Raw genomic sequence first — 21,521 nt, 5'->3', positions numbered from 1 at the left:
TGTCGCATATGTAATATGTAAAGGACAAATTAAAATAACCTTTTAATTTTAGACACTAAAAAGCACTCCAGACCATTAATTCATCCGAAGTGCTACTTTACACGCCACTTTAAATACTGAAGGCGCGCCTCCCAAGGCAATCTCATTTTATCCGATAATCCGGACTAAGTTAAGTGATTATCTTCAATCAGTCATCAATGATTTACGGATAAATCCGAATTCATTCACAATACTTGGCTCATTCCCCATTAGTCGCAAAAAAGCCTCCCAAAAATTATTTGGAAGACTCTTTATGGTATTTTACTTTAAAAACAAAGAAACAAGTTTAAACGCGGCGTTTACGGAACCACATCACAACACCACTAGTTGCGGCTAATAATGCTAACCCAGCAATTCCAAGCCATTTCTGAACTTGTTCGCCGGTTTGTGGTAACCAACCAGTTGATGATTGGCTAGTTGTGCTGCTTGAACTAGCTTGATCAGTTGGCATTGTAGTTGCTTCTGCTTGGCTGGTTGTGCTTGATTGGCTGCTAGAACCAGCTTGGATACCAGTACTTGATTGGCTACCGGAGCCAACTTGGGAACTAGTACCTGATTGACCATTAGGACCTGGTTTACCGTCTGCTCCCGGCTTACCATCTGCTCCCGGCTTACCGTCTGAGCCTGGCTTACCATCTGAACCTGGTTTACCGTCTAATCCCGGCTTACCATCTGAACCTGGTTTACCGTCTGAACCTGGTTTGCCGTCTGAACCTGGTTTACCGTCTGAACCTGGTTTGCCGTCTGAACCTGGTTTGCCATCTGAACCTGGCTTACCTTTGTCACCCGTTTGACCTTGCGCACCGGCTGGACCTTTATCACCTGTTTCACCTTGCGCACCGGCTGGACCTTTATCACCTGTTTCACCTTGCGCACCGGTTGAACCTTTGTCGCCTTTGTCACCTTGCGCACCGGTTGAACCTTTGTCGCCTTTGTCACCTTGCGCACCGGTTGAACCTTTGTCGCCTTTGTCACCTTGCGCACCGGTTGAACCTTTGTCGCCTTTGTCACCTTGCGCGCCGGTTGAACCTTTGTCGCCTTTGTCACCTGTGGCACCTGCTGGACCTTTGTCACCGGATCCGCCTGGTTTTACACTGGTTCCTGGTTGTTCTGGCTCTGTCGTAGCATCATGAGTCGCCAAGTCAGCAAGGATTTCCGTACCGTCTTGACTTGCAAGCATGGCTTTTTCAAGACTCACTTTTCCAGCTGAGCGCGTTAGAGATTTAAGGTTAATGGTTGCTAACTTACCAGCTGGTTGCTTGTCGAAGCTGACCATTAACTTCAAGACACCATTTTCAACTTTCTGACGTAAAATCTTTGCGCCACTTGCTACTTCAACAGTATCAAAATCACGACCATTAAGCTTAACTTCCATGTCAACGGCACTTAATGCACGGTTGTCGTTATTATCCGTAATGTCGATGGTTGCTTTATTGCCTTGCTGATGCAAGTTTACCTTTTTAACGTTTCCACGCTTCTTTTTAGCCAATTCAGCTTGTGATAGGAAGGCAGACTCCTCAAAAACATTATTATTATCCATATGCTTTGCTCGTGGTACTTGTAAGGCATCTAAAATTATTGACGAGATATCCGCATTACTACCACCCTTTAAGCGCCGACCGCTGGCCACAGTGTCACCACCAAGTGCGATGAAGATATCGTGATCAGGACCAGTATTAGGACCATGTCCCTTATGAGCACCACCGTGATCGGCATTGGCAATCACTAACGTATCATGAATATGACCAGTCTTTTCAAGTTGGTCCATAACTTTTTTGAACATACCATCATATTGTTCATATTGTTTCCAATAATTATCGTTATACCAACCGTGACCATGCCCCGTATGATCCATGAAGTCACTTTGCATATAAACCAGGGACGTACTATCAAATGCGGAAGTTCCAATGTAGTCAGCAACGTCATCGAATGACTTCAATGAACTAGACTGCTTTGTTTTTACGGAAGCGTCTGGTTCAACGATTGAATTAACGATTGGTGCCCATTCAGCAAAAGCCGCAGCTCCCTGAGTTGGATTATTATCTTGCAAGATTTTGAAAACTGAAGGATATTGCGCTTGTTCCTTGCCAAAGTCTGCAAAATAGTTTTCTCCCATGCTTGTATTGGTCCCTTGATATTCCGTTGGTAACGTTCCCCATGGGCGACCATGTAACATGGAAATATAATTCTGCGCTGAAATTGCTGGTTGCACGGATTTAGCGGTTGTACTCATTGCAAACTTATTATTGAACAAGTCCAATAAATACGGATTTTTCCGCTTAGCTAAAATGTTAGGATCCGTTGTCCACGCAGGGGTGCCCGTTCCTTCCGCATGGTACATCCCTTTAGGATCCCAGGAATTACCACCACCATCAGTCGTTAATACGACCACGTGTTTATAAGGCTTGATTTCTGCATTCTTAATAACTTCGGATTTTTTATCATCGGGCGCCTTAACAAGATCACCAACCCCAATGACACCATCGCCGTTAAAATCCAGATCCTTTTTGGGGTGAATTTTAATCGTTTGTGGGGTTCCTAGTTGCGTCTTACCGTTTTCAGTGATCTGTTCAAAATTGACTTTCGTGGTACCAGCCTTCTTGGCAGTGAAGTTTACATGTGCCAACCGGGTCTTGGAATACTTGATAAAAGCGTCCGTTGTTAAAGCAGCTGTCGATGTAATTCGGAGACGCCCGTCTTCAACTTTCTTAACGGCTGTTTTAGAACCACCCAAAGTTCGTTCAGCATTGTCGAATTGTAACATGGTCGGATCGTATACGACGTCCATTGCCGTTTCGCCCTGCTCGCCCGCTTTAACTTGGCGTGCATGCACTTTTAGCCCGTATGTATGTCCAATTGCAACTGCTTTTGCGCCGGTCATCATCGTTTCAACTGCTTGATTTCCAAGGAATACTTCATGCGTCTCAGCAGAAGCTTCCTTATTCAATGCAGCTACTTGATCAGCAGTCAGTGTGTGGTCGTATAACCGGGCCGATTTAATTTTTCCGGTCATTTTGGATTCTACCTGAGCACCAAAAATATTAGGTTTCGCCGCATCACCACCCAAAACAAACTCATTCGTCCCTTGGGCTAAATGCAGGTTTCCAGGCATCGCCAAAGAATCAACTAACTTACCGTTCAAGTACAAACTAGCCGTCTTATTTTTGTCAATCACACCAACTGCGTGTACCCAATGTCCGGCACGCAAAGGACTATGTGGCTGCTTATACTTACCGTCATTCGCAAAAAACGTAACATCACCATTCAGAATTCCTAATCCTAGGCCACCGGCTTGTTGGCTAGAAAAAATGTCATGTTCGCCACCAGTATTGGCTGCGGGATCGTACTTAAAGTACGCTTCAATTGCCATACCGTTTTTCAGCTTGTCAAACTGTGCGGATGAAAAAGTCGTGTAAAATGCTGAATCTCCATCAAAGTTATGGACTTCACCCGGTAATTCAGGATCCGTAGTCGTCGTGGGGTTACCCTTCTTAGTCCATTTAGTCTGGCCCTTTAAGTCAGTCAATTGGCCATTCTTCAACTGTAAATCAACAAACGCTGAATCAGAGACAGCATTCGTTGTCGTTGGGGTATCCGCTTTTGCCTTAGTCGCAGCGGCAGATTTCACCATCGTTGCAGATGATTCGTTTGAATTTGTTACGGCGGCAACGGCGGGGGTTACCGTCGTTGTCAAAATAGATGAACAGATTAATAAGGTCGTTATAACTCGCGGCTTCATTAAAGGTATCACTCCAAATAGTTTATTATGATTACATTCATAACCATGAAAACAAGCATAAAGAACCAATGTAAATTATTCACAGCGAACCATGTAAAGAAAAGATATAGTTTGTGTCGAGATAACCATACACTAATAATCACAGTCATTAGTTAATGCTGGTACGACACGATTTAGGCAAGCAAAAAGGCGCCCCCTATTCGGTAGTCGCCTTATCCATCGATTATTGTTCGCGTTGATAGCCATTATCTACAAGTTGATTTTTAAACCAAGTTTCAAACATCGTCCCGTACCAGATTGCACCTAAAAGGTTAATAATCAGGCTGACGTTTTCTGAAAACAGGAGTTGCACAACCATATTGACCAATACTAGGGCTAAAAACGGCACGGCCGATTTAATCATAAAGTACGGTGTTCGACACCGGACACTGAATAGCGCATAAAACCAAGTAAATAATAGCGCCCACCAGTTAAATGAGCCGTAAACTTTCTTAGTGATCGTTTCACCATCAACTGTCTTTGTAAAAATCATGTTTTCTTTGACCCGGTTCTTAAAACCGAACCACTCGGACCACCCAAAGTTCACAATCAGCCCCTCCTTATAAAAAACAATTAAAGTCCATTATACGGGCCGGCTTGCTGGTTCGTCAAACTTGAGGCGGATTGTCCTATGGTTAATCATGCTTAAAAAATTCTCGAACTTCCGCCAAATAGCCGTGTTCAGTATTAACGCGCCGTAATAAGTCCTGGTCGTGGGTACTGGTAAAACCGGTCTGGCGTAAGTGCGCATATAAATCGGCGTACGGTAATTGCGCGGCCTTAGCCGCCGCAATTTCAGCATTAATATCGTAAGTCACTTTTCGAAAATCGACGGCCAGTTGTCCCGTATCGGTAACGGTTAGTAACGCGTAGTGTGCGCGTTGGTCCGCCATCAGCTTCTGATACGGACTGTACGGCTGCCCGGTTGCGCCCGGATTGATGATCAGCTGTCCGCTCGAAGACGTCCGCATGAGCTGTTGATGCGTGTGTCCATAGATGGCGACATCATGGTCCTTCGCTAAGTGGTCAAAGTTTTTCTGTGCCTCTGCCGGGTACAAATCGTGTCCCGTCGACCGTTCGGGTTGATTATGAGAAAGCCCAAAATTAAGCCCGTTGACCACCATCGTCGTCGCAATCGGACGGTGCACTAACGCTTGGTAGTCCGCTGATGCCAGACGTTGTACCAAGTACATCGTCAAACGTGCAAAGTAAACGTTCGACTCGTCGCCCCAGTGTCCCTGCCCAGCAACCACGAAGTCGATCCCCTGTTCCCAGTTCCCTTGTAACCAGACTTGTGGCTGAACCGCCTTTAATGCGTCGTACAAGTCCTGCGTTCCTGGACCGGGTAAAAATAAATCCCCTAAGAACCAATAATCAGTCGCTCCCGCACGCTGAGCATCTGCCAGCACCGCCCGTAATGCGGATAGATTCCCGTGAACGTCAGCCAGCACCGCAATTTTTCGTAACATCGTGCCCACTTCCTTTAGTTGATAGTTTTAGTATACCCCGAACCCCCTAAGAAGTTCATTTTTCTAAACGTAAATAAAACTTATTAATTCCGTTACAAAAGGCCAACTAATAGGCGTCAAGATAAGAATAAATTATGATTAGTATTAATGACAACTGAATAGATTGGGGGATTTATCATGTCACACTTACCTGCACGGCTCAGCGCCAACGCACCATTTATTCATTTAGAAACTTGCTTACGGACCATCGTTCAAGATGGTTTTAGTGGCCTTCACACCGTCAAACTCGACTTAATCAGCGAACTCACCCGCCTCTTGGACGCGCGTATTACGATTCTGCTCGACCAACCCCACTTTATCTTAATTATCCACAACCACGATGAAAAATTAGCGGTCTTAGGTACCGTCCAACAGCATAACAATCAAGCTTACGATATTACGTTGGATGGTCACACCGTCAATACCGGGCCGACCCTGATTCAAGCCATCCGCGACTTCATCTAAATGATCCAGTTGGCTGTGACTGGCATCACCACACAACTTTTTTTGTTTAATTAACCTTTGTCACCATTAATTATCCACACCCCGTATGCTAAAATTGAACTTGTATTCAATATCAAGGGAGGTGTGTCTGGTGACAAACAATAAATCCGAAGTTGGGCAACGTATCAAAACGTTGCGGCAAGCCAACCATTTCAGTATGGCCACCCTCGCAGCCATGGTTGGCGTTGCTGGCAAAAGTACCATTAACGACTGGGAAAAAGGACGCACGCACCCCCATGGTGAGCGATTAGTCAAGATTGCCCAAGCACTTGAAACATCGGTTAGTTTTTTACAACACGGAGACTTACACGACTATGTTTTTAACGTCTTAAAAAATGATGGTCTTAATAATCCGGAGTTTAACGTTTTATTATGGGAATACGTCGATTTGACGACGACCAACCCTGGTATTTTATCCGGTGACGTTTTTAATTCTCAGGCACAGGAACCCGAAAGCAGCGTTGTCAGTACCGATATTGATCCCTTTATCGATAACGCAATCAATCAGGTTTTACCAGCGGTTCTAAGGGATTTTTCCGCCATTGCCTATCCAGAACCGTCCGCTGTTATTAACAGTGCCTGTGATCGTTATCGGAAACGAATTCAACTCATTCGGCGCACCTTTACCGGGAAGTATAACCGAATCATTCGGCTACTAGACAACGTTGACTTATACGAAAAGCTTGGTGACGACCCAGCATTAGTGCACTACTTGAACGCGACAACCGATGTTACCGGCGGCTACGACATTGACCGGCATTATCAACAAAAGATGAACGCGTTAATCACCACTTTTCATCAGCAACTCAACGGTATCAACGCAGAATATCAAGCTTCATTAAAAAAACAGCGCCAAACAAAAACGAATTCAACACTCTGAAATGAGGTTGAATTCGTTTTTGCATCTCAGATGACGCGTTTGTGGCGTGCCACCACTGCCCCTACAACGACGTCGGCAATTTTTTTGAATAACATGACACTAAAGAATGCGATCACAACTAATACTGGGAATATCCTCGCTAGCCCCACCCAGAAAACTAACTGGACTTGGCCCATCAGGACTTGCGCTGACGTTGCCATTATTGCCGTAATAAAAATGGTAAAGATAATATCTTCCAACAGAGATAGTTGACGTGCTGTGAATAAGTGCATCACCCAGTGGCTTAATTCGTGTAACGGTAAACAGGTTGTGGAAAACAAAGCAACACACCCTGTGGATAAAATAAGAAAGCGAGTGCTTTCCCAAACTAAGGGCGCGCCTAGTAACAACGGCGTCACGGTACTCATCACTGATGCCATCCCGAAAGACACAATGATGTTGGTGGCCCAAAAGGCACCTGATTTAAACTTTTTCATGCTGAACCCCTCCAAAGTTAGTGTCACAGAGTCGCACCCATCCCCATGGTTGCGCGGCTCCGCGCACAGGTTTAGTTGTCGAATCGATTACAGCCAGAATCACCGATGTAACCGCATTCATTTATAATCAGCTTATCGTAACCAATCTTATTGTCAATCAATATTGTTACCATTTTCACAATCCTTACTGAATTATTATTAATCACATCTGGCGTCACCAAAGAGTGTGGATAAAACTCAAAAAGCCATTCAGAAATCAACTACTTCTGAATGGCTTCCCTATTATTATGGTCGAAACGTGTACCAAAAGGCAATTTGTTCCGCTTAATCCGCAACCAGCGACCATTCCAAACCCAGGAATAATCGCTGGTTTCACGTTAATGCTCACAAACTTACCGCCTTTTGGCCCACTCTGATTTTTTCCGCTTACCTTGCAATCAACTTACCCACTTTTTGGTCGTGGCTCACTTGTCCACTGGTGGATAACCTTAACTTTTTAATCCAATTTGTCGTTTTATCCACAGTCACCCTGACAGTTGCGTCTTCATCGGCTTCTTCGAGGACGTCTTGATCCATGAACGCAATCGGGGTTGCAGGCGTTACCGTATCTCCTTCGTGAACGTACGTCGCCGTTTCGCCCGCTAACGGCTGGCTGCACCGGACGCGTACCAGTACCTTGCCGCTCATTAGCTCAATCACGTTTTGCTCTGGTGCAAGGGTACTTACCGTCCCGGTCACCGGACTATAAATATGATGATTACTTGGTTCAACTGAAAATCCAGTATTTTCCGCTAAATCAGTCAGTTTTCCATCAACTGGCGCGTATAATTTTACTCTTTTACCAAATGAAAATAATCCCATAATAGTGTCCTCCCGTTGATTATGTGACCCGCCGTTACTTCTCTACAAGGTCATCCTACGTTATCAAACGGGTTCCAGGTCAAGCCTTTTTAGAAAAAAGATTATTTCAATCACTAAAAAATCACCCCAAGACGAGCGTCTCAGAATGATTTTTATTTTGCGACAAGCCTAACTATCTAGGGTTAGTTAGCCTGTTTGGCCGCTGCAAAACCTTTTTGAATTTCAGCATCACAGTCAAGGGTCAGTGACATTTGTATTTGTTCCCCAATGTGTAAACCCTTGGGAAAACGGACCGTTCCACCGAAATAGTAACCCTTCGCGTCTGGGCCACCATCGACGGCAACGTGGACTTGACCAGCGTCATCTGTGCCGACAACGTAGGTATGATGATCCTTTTCAAAAGTTTTAACCGTAACAACACTCATTTTTTGACCCTCCCTACTTGATCTTACTTATCGCCAAGCATCTTTTCAGCAGTCTGCAAGACGTTCTCACCGTTCATCATGCCGTAATCGGACATATTGATAATATCCATTGGAATTCCAGCGGCATCCGTCCGTTTCTTAACATCGTTAAACATGTAACGAATCTGTGGGCCGAGCAATAAAACGTCCGGCTTCTTGTCTGATTCCAGCTGGGCTGGGATTTCTGACGCGGACTTTGCAAAGATTTCGTAGTCCACACCGTCAGCCTTAGCGGCAGCTTGCATCTTTGAAACTAAGAGTGACGTTGACATCCCTGCGGAGCATGCCAACATAATAATTTTTTCAGCCATCGTGATAATCTCCTCTAAATTAAATCTTTTCAGCTTCAGCGTTGCCAGCAGCAGCTTCTGCAGCCAACTTAGCTTCTTCTTGTTTGTATAACATGGCATCGTACTTCTTAGCAAATGGGAAGTAGATTGCCGTTGAAATGGCTAACGTGCAGGCTTGCCACAACGCCATCTTCCAACCACCAATGAAGAAACCAGAAATAATTGCTGGTGTCGTCCATGGTGCGGCTACCCCATTTAGCGGTGGCACAATTCCAGTCGCAATCACCGTGTAAGTCGAAATGGCAACGACAACGGGTGTTAAGAAGAATGGAATTGCTAAGAATGGGTTCATAACTAATGGCAACCCGAACAGGAATGGTTCGTTAATATTGAAAATAGCAGGAACTAATTCGATTTTACCTAAGGTCTTAAACTGCTTGGATTTCGCAAAGAACAAGGTGAAGAGCACCAGCCCAATCGTAATCCCTGACCCGGTCAAGTTAATAAAGTTGTTATAGAATTCATTAGTAACAATGTGAGCACCGTTGGCTAAGGTTAAACGACCAGCGTGTGACAACGCTGCGTTTGCCGCCGTATTAGGCATCAAGAATACCCCGGCAATGGTCCCAACGATCAAGCCACCATGGACCCCGAAGAACCAGAAGAATGAAACAGCAAAGCCAATGACAACCGCACCCAAGAGTGAATCTGATAAACCTTGCATTGGTAATTCAAGTAATTCGTAGACCCATTGTAAGAAGTCGGTATTCATGAAGATCTTGAAACCAGCGTAGATGAACATTGAAACAAATAAGATCACACCGGCTGGAATCATAGCTGTAAATTGTTTAGCAACACTGGCTGGGACTTGTTCTGGTAAGGTAATCTTCCAACCTTTACGAATCATTGCAGAGTATGACCAACCAACTAATAACCCAACGATCAAAGCGGCAATCATCCCTTGGCCGCCTAACCAAGTTAAGTTAAAGACGCCGTTAACGGGCGAAGTGACTAACGTTTTAACAGCTGCGGGTAAGTGGTTAACGCTGGCTGCAACGGCCTTAGCCGTCGCACCAGTCGTCCCACTGACCATCGCCGTTTTAACTGGGTTATCAATCTGCATCAATTGGATCAAGAAGAATGATGATAACGCCGTCAAACCAGCTGGCAACGCTTCATATCCTTCGTTGCGAACGTAGACGTAGGCAATCCCAACAACTGCCCAAATTGACAACAATCCGAAACTAGCATTGTAAGCTTGACTAAAGAAGGCGGCCCAACCAGAACTCTGAACAGCGGCCGCTACCGCTGGAATGGGAATGTTCGATAAAATCAGGAAGATCGACCCGATAATGATAAATGGTAAAGAATAAATCATCCCATCTTGCATGGCCTTAACAGCTTTGGTATTCACAAACTTCATTACTGGTGGCATGATTTTGTCATTGACAAACTTGCTGAATCCGCTATTACTACCGCTATTTTCCATTACAATTCATCTCCATTTTTTGCAAGGACCCCTTGTAGCCAGTAGTACGACTTCTTAGGAACCCGCTTTAAATCTTTCAAATCATGATTACTCCGGTTGACATAAACAACCCCGTAACGTTTCTCAATGTCAGCGTGTGAACTTGGAATATCAATCAATCCCCAGCCCAGGTAACCTAAGACTTGAGCACCATCGATCAAGATGGCATCTTTCATTGCTTTGATATGCTCACGGTGATACTTGATTCGTTGATCATCTTCGATCATGTGTTGCCCGTCCCAAGTTTCACGGAGGCCAATCCCATTTTCAATTGGGAAAACGGGAATCTGATACTGGTCATATAACTTCGTGATCAGGTTCCGGAAACCAAGTGGATCAATCGTCCATCCCCATGGACTCGCATCTAAGAAACGGTTTGCCTCAAACGTATAATTGAAATAACGATTTGGTACGGCGTCAGCGGGAACCTTGTCCCCATTAACGACCGCTGACCGATAATAACTAAAGGCTAAAAAATCCGCTTTCATTTTTGCGATGATTGCCATATCACCATGCTGTAAATCATAATCAATCCCGGTTTCTTCAACGTAATGCAACACTTCTGGTGAGTAATGGCCGTAGACATAGGCGTCGTTCAAGTTATTATTCAAGAACTCGTCACTCTTACGGGCCACCATCACATCGACTGGGTTAGCCGTTTCCGGATAGACCGGCGTATAAGCTAACATCCCGCCAATTTGGACATCTTCATAATGGCTGTGAACAAATGCGTCTAAGCGTGCGTGCGCTAAAACGGTGTGGTGAAAAATCCGATACATATCATTAATGCTCTTATCACCATGTTCATAACCTGAAATGTTGAAAACTTCATCGGTAAAGTAAAGGTTATGTTCATTAAAGGTAATCCAGTACTTCACCCGGTCAGCAAAGTGTTCAATCATCTTTTCCCCGAAGCGGACAAACGCATCAACGACGTGGCGTGACATAAACCCATTTTCTTTTTGAGCCAATGCTAACGGCATGTCGAAATGGTACAGGCAGATCATCGGAGTAATCCCCCGTGCTAGCATGGCATCAACTAGCCGGTCGTAAAAAGCAATCCCTGCTTCGTTAAATTCACCATCGCCATCCGGAACGACCCGGGACCAAGAGATTTGAATCCGGTACATATTCATGTTGAGATCCTTCATAATATCCAGATCTTCTTCGTAACGGTGGTACTCATCAATGGCGTCGTGCCAATCAGACGTCTTGTCCGTTGCCGGACGCACATCGTAAACGGACTGACCTTTGCCATCCAGGTTGTAGGCACCTTCAGTTTGCATACTTGAAACTGAGTTGCCCCAGAAAAAACCTTTGGGCATTTGTCGCTTCTCTTTCATATTCACCCGATATTCCTCCTAAGCTTCATTTAGAAAACGTTTTCCTCAAAGAAAATAATAACGGATATCCCGATAAAAAACAACCCTAATTTATATAAAAGTATATGTTTTTAAATTTAATGAGCTTAACTTATTATGATGGCTACAGTTATAAAGTCGTTGACTAATCGCTTCTAAAACGCACCATCATTAGGCTCAACTAACTTCGTTGCACTTAATTTTTTCTTTTTTCTTCTATAGTATGGATTGATCAACGCAAAATTTGTCCATTTCAATAATCGCATCGCCATTATTACCCATTTTTTAGCCGATATAAGTCCAAACTTTTAGTTTAAAACAATAAAATTAGCCAAAAATAATGTTTTTTTCGATAAAAACCCATGATTTTAGCAATAAAACGCAGATAACAAAGTCCCAATTTTCCGTAACAAACTTCATTTAAAGCTTGTCCTAATAATCGCAATCACCCTAGTTATGCGGGCTTTGGTAACGGATTTATCGAATCTTCAAAAGATGTCAAAACCGTTACAAAGATTACAACAACCGCCATTCCTGTAATCTTTGCATTGCGTTCTTAAAATTCGCGATACTTCCAAGTAATACGCCGGGGTTAGACTGGGTTCTGTTGTTAAGCGAGAGCGAAAGAGAGACAACGTATATAAATTTGACACTAATCGACGTTCACAAATTATAGGAGTGTGTATATTTTGAAAAAAATCGTAACTACTATCTTAACTACTTCAGCCGCAGCCGTTAGCTTATTATTTGCCGGTGTCTTAACCGCAAATGCCGACTCAACTTACACGGTTAAATCAGGCGACTCTGTTTGGGCAATCTCCCAAAAATTTAACACTTCAATGAACAAGATCGAATCAACTAATAACATTAAAGGTCATTTCATCTTACCTGGCCAAAAATTAACGATTGGTACGAAGTCAACGGCTAACACTGCCACTGCAGCAACGACGACTACTGCCAACACTACTAGTACCAAAACGACTAGTGATAAGACTTCATCAACCACTAGTACCGCAACGTCTAGCTATACTGGCAGCAACCTGCAAAGCTACGTTTTAGGCCAAATGGAATCACGGACTGGCGTTTCCGCTTCAACTTGGAACACGATCATTACGCGTGAATCTAACTGGCAACCAAACGTCGTTAACAGCACGAGTGGTGCTTACGGCTTGTTCCAAAACATGCACATCTCAGGTGGTTCCGTTGAAGCACAAGTCAACGCAGCCGTTGCACTTTACAATGCACAAGGCATGCAAGCCTGGGCACTTTAAGCTTACGTTTAAGTATTTGAAAAACGTCTGGAAAATTCCAGGCGTTTTTTTGTGTCGAGAGTGGGACAAAAGACGGTTTGCTACCGAGCATAGCCTAGGAATACGAATGATTGTGCATTGTCAATCGTTCGTATTTCGTAGCTCGGTTGCATCAAAGTCTTTTATCACACGTTTCGACTATAAATATTCGGAGATGGAAAAAGAGTTTGGGCTTTGTCCCAATTGTGTCTTCTAAAGTAATCATGACTCAGCGTCGCAATTGCGCGCCTGCGATTGAGCCCATCATCCCCTGTTGAGACGTCATCTTTAACCATTTCCACAGCTGACTAGACAATCCCTCAAAAAACGTCCATAATTGAATTTTAAGCGCTGTCATTTTCAGATTACGTGTAACCTAAAAATTTAATCGATTGAATAAAGGAGTCTCATCATGCAAATCAAAACAATTCAACCAGCCGACTACGACGCTGTTGATAAACTAGTCAAAGATGCTTTTACCCAGACCGAACACGGTTACGACGGTGAAGTCGAATTAATCCACGCCTTGCGCGAAGATCCGGCTTACCAAGCTTACTTAGAAGTCGTTGCTTTTGACCGCCAACAACAGCCCGTTGGCCTTGGCGTACTCAGTCCCATCACCATCAGTGACGGCACCAAGACGACAACCGGCCTGGCACTGGCCCCATTAGCCGTCGCCCCAGCCCATCAAAAAGAAGGCATCGGTCGCCGGTTAATGCAAAAATTGGAACAACGCGCCCGCATCTCTGGTGCAACCTATGTCAGCATTCTTGGCTGGCCAGACTATTACAGTAAGTTCGGGTACCGTCCTGCTAGTCAATTCGACATTCAAGCCGGTTTTGACGTGCCCGACGACGCCTACATGATCAAATCATTGGCGCCAAACGGTCTTGATGGCGTTCACGGTACGGTCCACTATTCTAAGGCGTTTGGCCTGTAGGCTCCCATGAAGAAGCGTTACTGGTTAGGCGGCGGGTTACTCGTTCTCTTACTACTGGCTGGCACCCTGCTAGTTGTGAATCGACAAACCTCACAACCAGCGTCCAAACCGGCCACCGCACCCGTTGCCAAAAAGAAGCCCCAACCATCAGTACCACCGTTAACCCACCGTGCTTGGAAAAAGCAACCCGAATTAAAGTACGCGGGAATTATTTATTACGCCGTCAAGCACTTGAAAATTCAGCGCTGGCAAGAAGTTTCCGACTTTAAGAAGGGTTGGCAGGTGGAAATTTATCCTGGTCATGCTAAAACGAAATACCTCGTTTGGCCAGATCAAAATATCCGTGAGGAAGCCAAACAGTTGGAACCAAACTGGTTTACCCTCAACGCGGACCACACGGTAACTTACGATAGCTTTGGGGTCCACACCTTCGAAGCTGATCAAACCGCAACGGTTAGTGAAGCCCATATTTTGAAACAGCTTCGCGCCGACCACGCGGCTAAAAAAGTTTACGGAATGCTCGACCAACTTCAAGTCGTTAAGCACCACTAAGCACAATTCAAACGTCAAAAATAAAGCATACTGTAGAATCGGTTTCGGTTTTACGGTGTGCTTTTCGTATGGTTGACCTTTCATTACATTGACAATTCGTCCCGTGATGCTAGGCTAAAAGAAGTGTGTTTTTATGAATCTCAATTTGAAAGGATGAACGCCATTGACCAATCCACGTATCGCGCGGTCACTTATTGTGATGGTGTTTGGAACCTTTTTCGGTATTCTCTGTTCCACGTTAATGAATACCGCCCTACCACAATTAATGACCGTTTTTAACGTCACTGAAGCACAAGTCCAGTGGATCACCAACGGCTATATGCTAGTCAACGCGCTCATGATTCCCGTGAGCGCCTACCTGATCCGCCGTTTTTCATTCCGCCACCTCTTTATTCTGGCAACTGCAATTTTCTTATTAGGAACCGCACTGGGTGCCGTCGGGACACAATTTTTTGTCGTGATCATCGCACGCATGGTCCAAGCAGTCGGCGCCGGTATGATGATGCCACTAGTCAACGTGTTGGCCATTCGCTATGCGCAGCCCGACAAAAAGGGGGCCATTATGGGGATTATTGGCTTAGCCTTTAACTTTTCACCCATCATTGGCCCGACCGTCTCAGGCGTTATCTTGGATTACTTATCATGGCGCTACTTATTTATCGTGATCATCCCGTTTATCGTCATCACGCTGATTGCCTCGATTGCCATTTTACCTAACATTGCGCACAATGAGCTGCCTACTTTTGACACCCGCGGGTTCATTCTAATCAGTATTGGCTTATGGTCGCTGTTAATGGGCCTCTCGAGTATCTCTTCAGCCAGCTTTTTGTCGTGGCGCGTCGGTGGTTTGATCGTATTAGGCTTAGTCTTTGTGGTGCTATTCTACTTATCACAACGCCGCAAAACCCAACCACTGATTAATCTGCACGTTTTCAACCACCAACAATTCGTTGTCGCCACGACCATTAATACGCTCATTACGGCAACGATGTATGGCAATGCGATTCTGTTGCCGTTGCTGATCCAAACGATTCAACATCGGAGCGCACTAGTCTCGGGTCTCGTGATCCTTCCCGGCGCTATTTTAACTGGGACCCTCTCACGGCTCAGTGGTCGGTTGTACGACCGCTTGAACGTCCGCATCTTAGTCTTTACCGGACTAGCCATCGACTGTACGGGGACGCTTTTGCAAGCCTTGATTGGAACGAACAGTACCCCAATCGTGCTCGCAATTTTTCAGACCGTTCGCCAACTTGGATTAGTCACGATGCTAATTCCGTTACAGACCCACGCGTTAGGGCTACTTCCCTATAACATGGTGCCGGACGGCGTTGCCACCTTCAACACGATTCGTCAGGTCGCCGCTTCATTTGGGACGGCGCTGATCGTTGCCGTCGTCGCAAACGTTAATCAGCATTGGTCCGGTGCCGGCTATTTGGGTATCGAAGCGGGCTTCATCGTCTGCTTGACCCTCCTACTGATTTCACTAGTCGTGGCCCGCCACCTCTCAAAGCAAAAAAGTCTTAACGTCACAACTTAGAGGGATATAACCTATCTATTCAGAAATTTCTGGATGGATAGGTTATTTTTATTCCAGCTTCTTTTTTGACCGAAACTTCTGCTATTTAGCGTACTTATAAGTGTCGCTTAAAATATTCCCGTCAACTTAGAAAGCTGAGGCCGTCCCGTGATTACTGATTGGTTTGATGATGATCCACTGTTTAACCGTTATTACCCTGACAATCCTGATTACCGTCATTACTTTGAAAATGAGTGGGGCATCCCTATTCATAATGATGCCCACCTCTTTGAACTGCTAAGTCTCGTCGGCTTTGCGGCTGGCTTGAACTGGCAAGTCGTCCTCAACAAGCGGCAGTCCTTTGACGCCGCCTTTGCCCACTGGAACATTAACCAAGTCGCGCAGATGACCCCACTGACCATTGCCGAGCTACTACGAAACCCTACGATTATCCGCAACGCCCGCAAGATTGGCGCCGTGATTCACAACGCTAACGTTATTCGGCGGTTAATTTGGCAATACGGCTCATTTGATCAGTACCTATGGCACCAAATCCACTATCAACAACTCGTTTTATCCGTTGAACACCTGCGTGACCTTCCCCGCCAGACCGCAATTAGCAAACAATTATCCAAGCAAATGCAAGCTGATGGGTTTCAATTTGCTGGCGCCATAACGATCCAAGCTTGGCTCGTCACAACTGGCCTAATCACGGCACGGCGAGATCACAGAGGCATCATCAAAGCAAAAAACGTCCGCCAGATTACTGACGAACGTTTATGTTGACCGATTCAATTAAGCCATTAAGCCTGTTTGGTCATACTAATGCTAGTATCCCTAGGTTGCATCAAGCCGGCAGGTGAAAACAGTTGATCAATCAGGGCTGGCGCTAACAGGTGCCGTTCGCGCAATAGCGCTGGTACCGAACTGTGGGTCGCCAAGGCTTTCTTAATCAACCCAGTCGTGACTTCATACCCGAGGTACGGGGATAAGACGGTCGCCGTAATCGTTGAGTGTGCGACTTGGTCAGCACATCGTTTCCGGTTAACGGTTACGTCACGAACACAGTTCTCAACGAGCGTCTGCATTGCGCGTTGTAAGTGTCGTTCGCTCTCCAACAGTGCCCGTAACATAATGGGTTCAAACGCATTTAACTCAAGTTGCCCCGCCTCAGCGGCCATCGTTACGGTAACGTCATTGCCCATGACTTCAAACGCAACTTGGTTGACCACTTCCGGAATGACCGGGTTAACTTTATCGGGCATAATTGATGAGCCCGCTTGTTTCGCCGGTAAATTAAGTTCGCCAAGCCCTGATTGTGGCCCACTGCCAAGCAACCGTAAATCATTGCTAAATTTAGAAAGATCAGCGGCTAAAATCTTCATGGCACCTGAAAATTCAACAAAGCCGTCACAATTTTGCGTGGCATCAACTAAGTCAGGTGCTGATTGTAATGCCAAGTGAACGTTTGCGTTCAAGGCATCAATAATATGTGTTTGGTAATACTTGGTTGCGTTAATGCCCGTCCCAATCGCAGTACCACCTAAGTTTACGACCCGTAAGTGTTCGCCCGCGGATTTGACCCGCGCCAAATCCCGGTTGAAAAGTTGATAATACGCATGGAAGGTCCGCCCATACGTCGTTGGAACAGCATCTTCTAACTGTGTACGCCCAACTTTAATGGCATCTTGATACCGTTTGGATTTAATCAATAAGGCCTGTGCCAACTGTTCAATCGCAGCCAATAAGCCCGGCAATTGCGCACATAACGCCATCTTACCTGCCGTTGGAAAAGTATCATTAGTTGATTGCGATTGGTTCACGTCATCGTTAGGATGCACCATAACGTCCGGGTCAAGTTGATGGGCTAAGTTGGCAATAACTTCATTCACGTTCATATTTGCAGAAGTACCGGCGCCACCTTGGATCGCCGGCACAATGAAGCTATCCGCGTGCCGCCCTAATAGCAATTGGTCACAAGCGGCAGTAATGGCACGCTGTTTATCAGCTGTCAGCGTACCCGCTTTGAAGTTCACGGCCGCAGCCGCCTTTTTGATCTGAATTAAATTATGAATCAGTAGCGGGTCCATGCGTTCTTTCGTAACTGGAAAGTTATGAACCGCGCGTACTGTATGAATACCGTATAATGCATTCTCTTCAACTGGCAGTTTACCAATACAATCCTCTTCAATTCGCATAACAAAACCCTCTCAATTGGATTTCATGTCAGAAGTTCTTACATGAATGACTTAGAGTTTAGACCATTTTTGAAAATTCACAACCGCTAAACCTAATCATTTAGGATACTTATGTCATTTAAGAATTTTGATTTGAATTACACTGTCAATGCCGTTTAAAGCTTAAGATAATCAACCGATAGTAAAATGAGTTTTCGTAGACCAATCCAATATCGTTCGTTAGTGCTCAAATCAGTTTTTCGGGCTTATTCAGTAATTTTGTTGAATTTTAGCCGATGTGACGCTTTTTTAATTTCCTAGTAATCGCTTAGTAACACAACTGCAACATTCTTAAAGTATCCTGTTCAATAGGGTTAAGAATTTCGACGAACGGGGAAGTTTACATACATGCAAAAAAACAAAAAATCTAAGATAAAATCGATCATTAGTTTATTAGTTATTAGTTGTGGTTTAGGATTAACTGCCAACGTAGCTGTCCAAGCAGCCACCACTACCGAAGCTGCTGCTTCATCTGTAGTTGCAAGTAATACCACTAAAACGGCTAAGGTCACCAAAAAGGCCGCTCCTAAAGTAGCTACTAAAAAAGTTGTTAAAAAGGCCGTCACTAAAAAGAAGACAACTAAAAAGATTAAAAAAGCCAAGAAAGTCAGCAAAAAAGCGGCCAAGAAGGCTGCATTAAAGAAAGCCGCTAAAAAGGCTAAGAAAGCGGCCAAAAAAGCACAAAAGGCAGCTGCTAAAGCAGCAAAGAAAGCTCAAAAGGCTGCCGCTAAGAAGGCCCAAAAAGCTGCACTTAAAAAGGCCGCTAAAAAAGTTAAAAAGGCTAAAAAGAAGAAGAAGTTAACACAAAGCCAACAAATCGCCAAAATCAACGCTAAGCTCTCTAACGCGCAACGCTCTGCTAAAAATTGGATTGCCTACCACGAATCCCGTTACAGCTACACCGCTCGTAATGGTCGTTGTTATGGTCGTTACCAATTATTAACGGCTTACTTACACGGCAACTACTCACCAGTCAACCAAGAAAAGGCTGCTAACAAGTACGTTGCAAGTCGTTACGGTTCATGGACTAACGCTAAACGCTTCTGGTTACGTCACAACTGGTACTAATCAGGAAATTCTAACCTAACACATAATAAAAGACTCAGAAATTTCATTTCTGAGTCTTTTTTGTATTCAATGAGTGACATCTTCGATGCGCCGAACATTGGCGATTGCAATGACGTCGTGGTCTTGTAACCGCACGACGCCCTGGTTCCAATCAACTTGCAGTAGCGTAGCGGTTGTCGATTGATAAAAGCCCGCGTCATCATTAAAGTAATTTAAGGTCACCACTGGCCGTGATTGCCGTTGCAGCTGCCGTAGCTCGTTAGCGATTGCGGTAACCTGTGTGGCATCCGGATACTGCTTGTGAGCGTATAGTTGTGCTTTTTCATCAATCAATTCTTGATATCCCGTTAAAGCCCCAAATGGCGCAAACTGGGCCGCCCGGTCCCCCCGATTCATTCGCAAGTGTGCCTTGGAATCGGGGTGTGGTCGGGTCATAATGTCTTGATACATGGACGTATCATTAAACAGTCCCGCTTCAATTTTTGCTTTTGGTTCACTCATTACGCCCGGTGCCCTCCAATCTGTGCATTCCGTTCAATTGTCGTCGCCCCCGCCGTTAAATCCGCTAACCGTAGGACAACGTTTTTATTACCCGATGTTTTTTGCAATTGCAAGATGGTCTCTTGTAACTTGCGGTCCCGTTCCCGCCGACGTTGTGCCTGCCGGTCGCGATGGACCGTTTGCTGCAAGTTTTCAAACAAACTCGTCTGCTCATAATGTGGCACCTGGGCCGCCTGCCGCTCATCGACTAAGTGGTTCGCCACGACCGTCACCCGACGAATAAGTAACTGTCGTCCCACGGCTTGGCGATACAGCGCGCGATAAGCAGCTTGCAATTCCCTTGGCGACGAGGTGGCCACTTTCAGATGCACATTGACGTGGACTGGCTTTGGTACTTCGCGACCATAAAAGTCGGTCGTCACCGCACCCTGATACCGCGCTTCTTGCAAACTTTGAACATCGTAATCAATCCGCAACCCAATTTGATCGGTTACGACCCGTTTTTTGACCAAATCCAACGCCACCGAATCAACCATCCCACGCAAGACTTGGCGACCCTCTTCATAAGGATACGGCTTCATCAAAACTTGACCCGCATAGATACCGTGTTCACTTGCATGGTAATGCTTGATGTCTGCCAAGGTTGCCGACTCATAACCCCAGGCATGGTCGATCAACAACTCCGCGTTTTTACCGAACTCACGATATAAGACTTCTTCATTCATCGTATCCGAAAGTGTCCCTAAAGAACACCGTGCGACGTCTCCCATTGTCATCAAGCCTAATTTTTCTAACCGTTTTGCGTAGCCCCGGCCCACCCGCCAAAAATCAGTCAGTGGTCGGTGGCTCCACAAAAATTTGCGGTATTGCATCTCATTCATTTGCGCGATACGCACACCATCTTTATCGGCTGGAATTTTCTTGGCCACGATATCCATCGCTACTTTAGCTAGGTATAAGTTGGTGCCAATCCCGGCCGTGGCCGTGATTCCCGTTGACGATTGAACTTCATGGATCATCATTTTAGCTAATGCGTGTGCTGAAACATGGTGTTGCTGGACGTATTCCGTCACGTCCATGAGTACCTCATCAATGGAATAAACGTGAATATTTTCTGGTTTAATAAACCGTAAATAGATGCCGTAAATTTCCGCACTCTTTTTAATGTACTCATGCATCCGCGGCGGAACGATTCGGTAATCAATACCTAGTCCCGGCACCTTTAGTAATTTCTGCCGGTAAATCGACTTATACCGCATGACGTGTTGGTAGGATGACTGTTTTGCCCGCTCACGATTTAACTGGCGCACCTTCTGTTCGACCTCAAATAACCGTGGCCGTCCCGGCACACCAAACGTTTTGAGGGCTGGCGAAACCGCCAAACAAATCGTCTTATCCGTTCGCGAAGTGTCCGCCACCACTAAGTTAGCGTTCAACGGATCTAAATGATACGCAACGCATTCATACGATGCATAAAACGATTTTAAGTCGATGGCCATATAAATTCGATTCGTCGCCAATTCAATCACCCTTTCAGAACGCTTGTTCCCCTTTGAGGTAATTATACTAGAACGTCGTTTTCAATGCCAGTGTCATCTCTTCAATAAACTAAAAAAATAGCCATCCCGTTCAAGCTTAACTTATTGACAACCACCACCCGGCCGACCAATAATAATATAAACATCTAATCTTTATGTCTTATATAATATTAATCATATAGATTCTA

The 21,521-nt window shown here is 45.1% G+C and carries 20 protein-coding genes; 8 read left to right on the top strand and 12 right to left on the bottom strand.

Annotated features, from left to right (window positions below; translation table 11 throughout):
• Positions 1-325 precede the first annotated feature (325 nt).
• From AAA939_RS00900 to AAA939_RS00890, 3 genes are all read right to left on the bottom strand, one after another.
• On the bottom strand, positions 326-3,778 hold the full coding sequence (locus AAA939_RS00900) for a LamG-like jellyroll fold domain-containing protein (protein ID WP_338230405.1): 3,453 nt from the start codon (positions 3,776-3,778) through the stop codon (positions 326-328).
• A 223-nt stretch (positions 3,779-4,001) separates the two neighbouring features.
• Positions 4,002-4,364: a hypothetical protein gene (locus AAA939_RS00895; RefSeq protein ID WP_338207521.1), complete on the bottom strand. Its 363-nt coding sequence runs from the start codon at positions 4,362-4,364 to the stop codon at positions 4,002-4,004.
• A gap of 88 nt (positions 4,365-4,452) precedes the next feature.
• Positions 4,453-5,286: a metallophosphoesterase family protein gene (locus tag AAA939_RS00890; protein ID WP_338207522.1), complete on the bottom strand. Its 834-nt coding sequence runs from the start codon at positions 5,284-5,286 to the stop codon at positions 4,453-4,455.
• 177 nt (positions 5,287-5,463) lie between these two features.
• Between AAA939_RS00890 and AAA939_RS00885 the strand changes: the two genes are divergently transcribed.
• Together AAA939_RS00885 and AAA939_RS00880 are read left to right on the top strand one after the other, a co-directional pair.
• The gene (locus tag AAA939_RS00885) at positions 5,464-5,790 is read left to right on the top strand and encodes a hypothetical protein (RefSeq protein ID WP_338207523.1); all 327 of its coding nucleotides are present in this window, start codon (positions 5,464-5,466) and stop codon (positions 5,788-5,790) included.
• 130 nt (positions 5,791-5,920) lie between these two features.
• Positions 5,921-6,709 (top strand): helix-turn-helix domain-containing protein, encoded by a 789-nt coding sequence (locus tag AAA939_RS00880; RefSeq protein WP_338207524.1) that lies wholly within the window; start codon positions 5,921-5,923, stop codon positions 6,707-6,709.
• Between the two features lie 26 nt (positions 6,710-6,735).
• Here the strand turns inward: AAA939_RS00880 and AAA939_RS00875 are convergent, their stop codons facing one another.
• From AAA939_RS00875 to AAA939_RS00850, 6 genes are all read right to left on the bottom strand, one after another.
• On the bottom strand, positions 6,736-7,185 hold the full coding sequence (locus AAA939_RS00875) for a hypothetical protein (RefSeq protein WP_338207525.1): 450 nt from the start codon (positions 7,183-7,185) through the stop codon (positions 6,736-6,738).
• Between the two features lie 426 nt (positions 7,186-7,611).
• Entirely contained in the window at positions 7,612-8,046 is a 435-nt protein-coding gene (locus AAA939_RS00870; protein WP_338207526.1) for a PTS glucose transporter subunit IIA, read from the bottom strand.
• Between the two features lie 182 nt (positions 8,047-8,228).
• On the bottom strand, positions 8,229-8,471 hold the full coding sequence (locus tag AAA939_RS00865) for a hypothetical protein (protein ID WP_338207527.1): 243 nt from the start codon (positions 8,469-8,471) through the stop codon (positions 8,229-8,231).
• Positions 8,472-8,494: 23 nt separating this feature from the next.
• A complete protein-coding gene (locus tag AAA939_RS00860; protein ID WP_057707524.1) occupies positions 8,495-8,821 on the bottom strand; it encodes a PTS sugar transporter subunit IIB in 327 nt (108 codons plus the stop codon).
• 19 nt (positions 8,822-8,840) lie between these two features.
• Positions 8,841-10,289 carry a PTS sugar transporter subunit IIC gene (locus AAA939_RS00855; RefSeq protein ID WP_338207528.1) on the bottom strand — a complete coding sequence of 483 codons (1,449 nt, stop codon included), beginning with the start codon at positions 10,287-10,289 and terminating at the stop codon, positions 8,841-8,843.
• Complete coding sequence (locus AAA939_RS00850) at positions 10,289-11,671, bottom strand: glycoside hydrolase family 1 protein (RefSeq protein WP_338207701.1); 1,383 nt, start codon at positions 11,669-11,671, stop codon at positions 10,289-10,291. The genes AAA939_RS00855 and AAA939_RS00850 overlap by 1 nt, the downstream gene beginning before the upstream one ends.
• A gap of 707 nt (positions 11,672-12,378) precedes the next feature.
• On the opposite strand from AAA939_RS00850, the gene AAA939_RS00845 reads away from it, so the two are divergent.
• The 5 genes from AAA939_RS00845 (at position 12,379) to AAA939_RS00825 (ending at position 16,775) form a co-directional block, all read left to right on the top strand.
• Positions 12,379-12,960, top strand: coding sequence for a LysM peptidoglycan-binding domain-containing protein (locus AAA939_RS00845; RefSeq protein WP_338207529.1), 582 nt, complete (start codon positions 12,379-12,381; stop codon positions 12,958-12,960).
• 430 nt (positions 12,961-13,390) lie between these two features.
• A complete protein-coding gene (locus AAA939_RS00840; RefSeq protein ID WP_338207530.1) occupies positions 13,391-13,918 on the top strand; it encodes a GNAT family N-acetyltransferase in 528 nt (175 codons plus the stop codon).
• A 6-nt stretch (positions 13,919-13,924) separates the two neighbouring features.
• Positions 13,925-14,470: a hypothetical protein gene (locus AAA939_RS00835; protein ID WP_338207531.1), complete on the top strand. Its 546-nt coding sequence runs from the start codon at positions 13,925-13,927 to the stop codon at positions 14,468-14,470.
• Positions 14,471-14,633: 163 nt separating this feature from the next.
• On the top strand, positions 14,634-16,010 hold the full coding sequence (locus AAA939_RS00830) for a DHA2 family efflux MFS transporter permease subunit (protein ID WP_338207532.1): 1,377 nt from the start codon (positions 14,634-14,636) through the stop codon (positions 16,008-16,010).
• 147 nt (positions 16,011-16,157) lie between these two features.
• The gene (locus AAA939_RS00825; protein WP_338207533.1) at positions 16,158-16,775 is read left to right on the top strand and encodes a DNA-3-methyladenine glycosylase I; all 618 of its coding nucleotides are present in this window, start codon (positions 16,158-16,160) and stop codon (positions 16,773-16,775) included.
• A 17-nt stretch (positions 16,776-16,792) separates the two neighbouring features.
• Here the strand turns inward: AAA939_RS00825 and AAA939_RS00820 are convergent, their stop codons facing one another.
• On the bottom strand, positions 16,793-18,187 hold the full coding sequence (locus AAA939_RS00820; RefSeq protein WP_338207534.1) for an aspartate ammonia-lyase: 1,395 nt from the start codon (positions 18,185-18,187) through the stop codon (positions 16,793-16,795).
• Positions 18,188-18,574: 387 nt separating this feature from the next.
• Here AAA939_RS00820 and AAA939_RS00815 point away from each other — a divergent pair, with 387 nt between their 5' ends.
• Positions 18,575-19,294 (top strand): aggregation-promoting factor C-terminal-like domain-containing protein, encoded by a 720-nt coding sequence (locus tag AAA939_RS00815; protein ID WP_338207535.1) that lies wholly within the window; start codon positions 18,575-18,577, stop codon positions 19,292-19,294.
• A 66-nt stretch (positions 19,295-19,360) separates the two neighbouring features.
• Here the strand turns inward: AAA939_RS00815 and AAA939_RS00810 are convergent, their stop codons facing one another.
• Both AAA939_RS00810 and AAA939_RS00805 read right to left on the bottom strand, forming a co-directional pair.
• The gene (locus tag AAA939_RS00810) at positions 19,361-19,795 is read right to left on the bottom strand and encodes a hypothetical protein (RefSeq protein WP_338207536.1); all 435 of its coding nucleotides are present in this window, start codon (positions 19,793-19,795) and stop codon (positions 19,361-19,363) included.
• The gene (locus AAA939_RS00805) at positions 19,795-21,294 is read right to left on the bottom strand and encodes a Y-family DNA polymerase (RefSeq protein ID WP_338230417.1); all 1,500 of its coding nucleotides are present in this window, start codon (positions 21,292-21,294) and stop codon (positions 19,795-19,797) included. The genes AAA939_RS00810 and AAA939_RS00805 overlap by 1 nt, the downstream gene beginning before the upstream one ends.
• Between the last annotated feature and the right edge of the window lie 227 nt (positions 21,295-21,521).

Origin of the sequence: Lactiplantibacillus paraxiangfangensis, from assembly GCF_036246185.1 — a bacterium.
In the GTDB taxonomy this organism is placed as follows: Bacteria; Bacillota; Bacilli; order Lactobacillales; family Lactobacillaceae; genus Lactiplantibacillus; species Lactiplantibacillus paraxiangfangensis.
The sequence above is the reverse complement of the archived record's forward strand: the minus strand, read 5'-3'. Positions and strand labels throughout refer to the sequence as shown.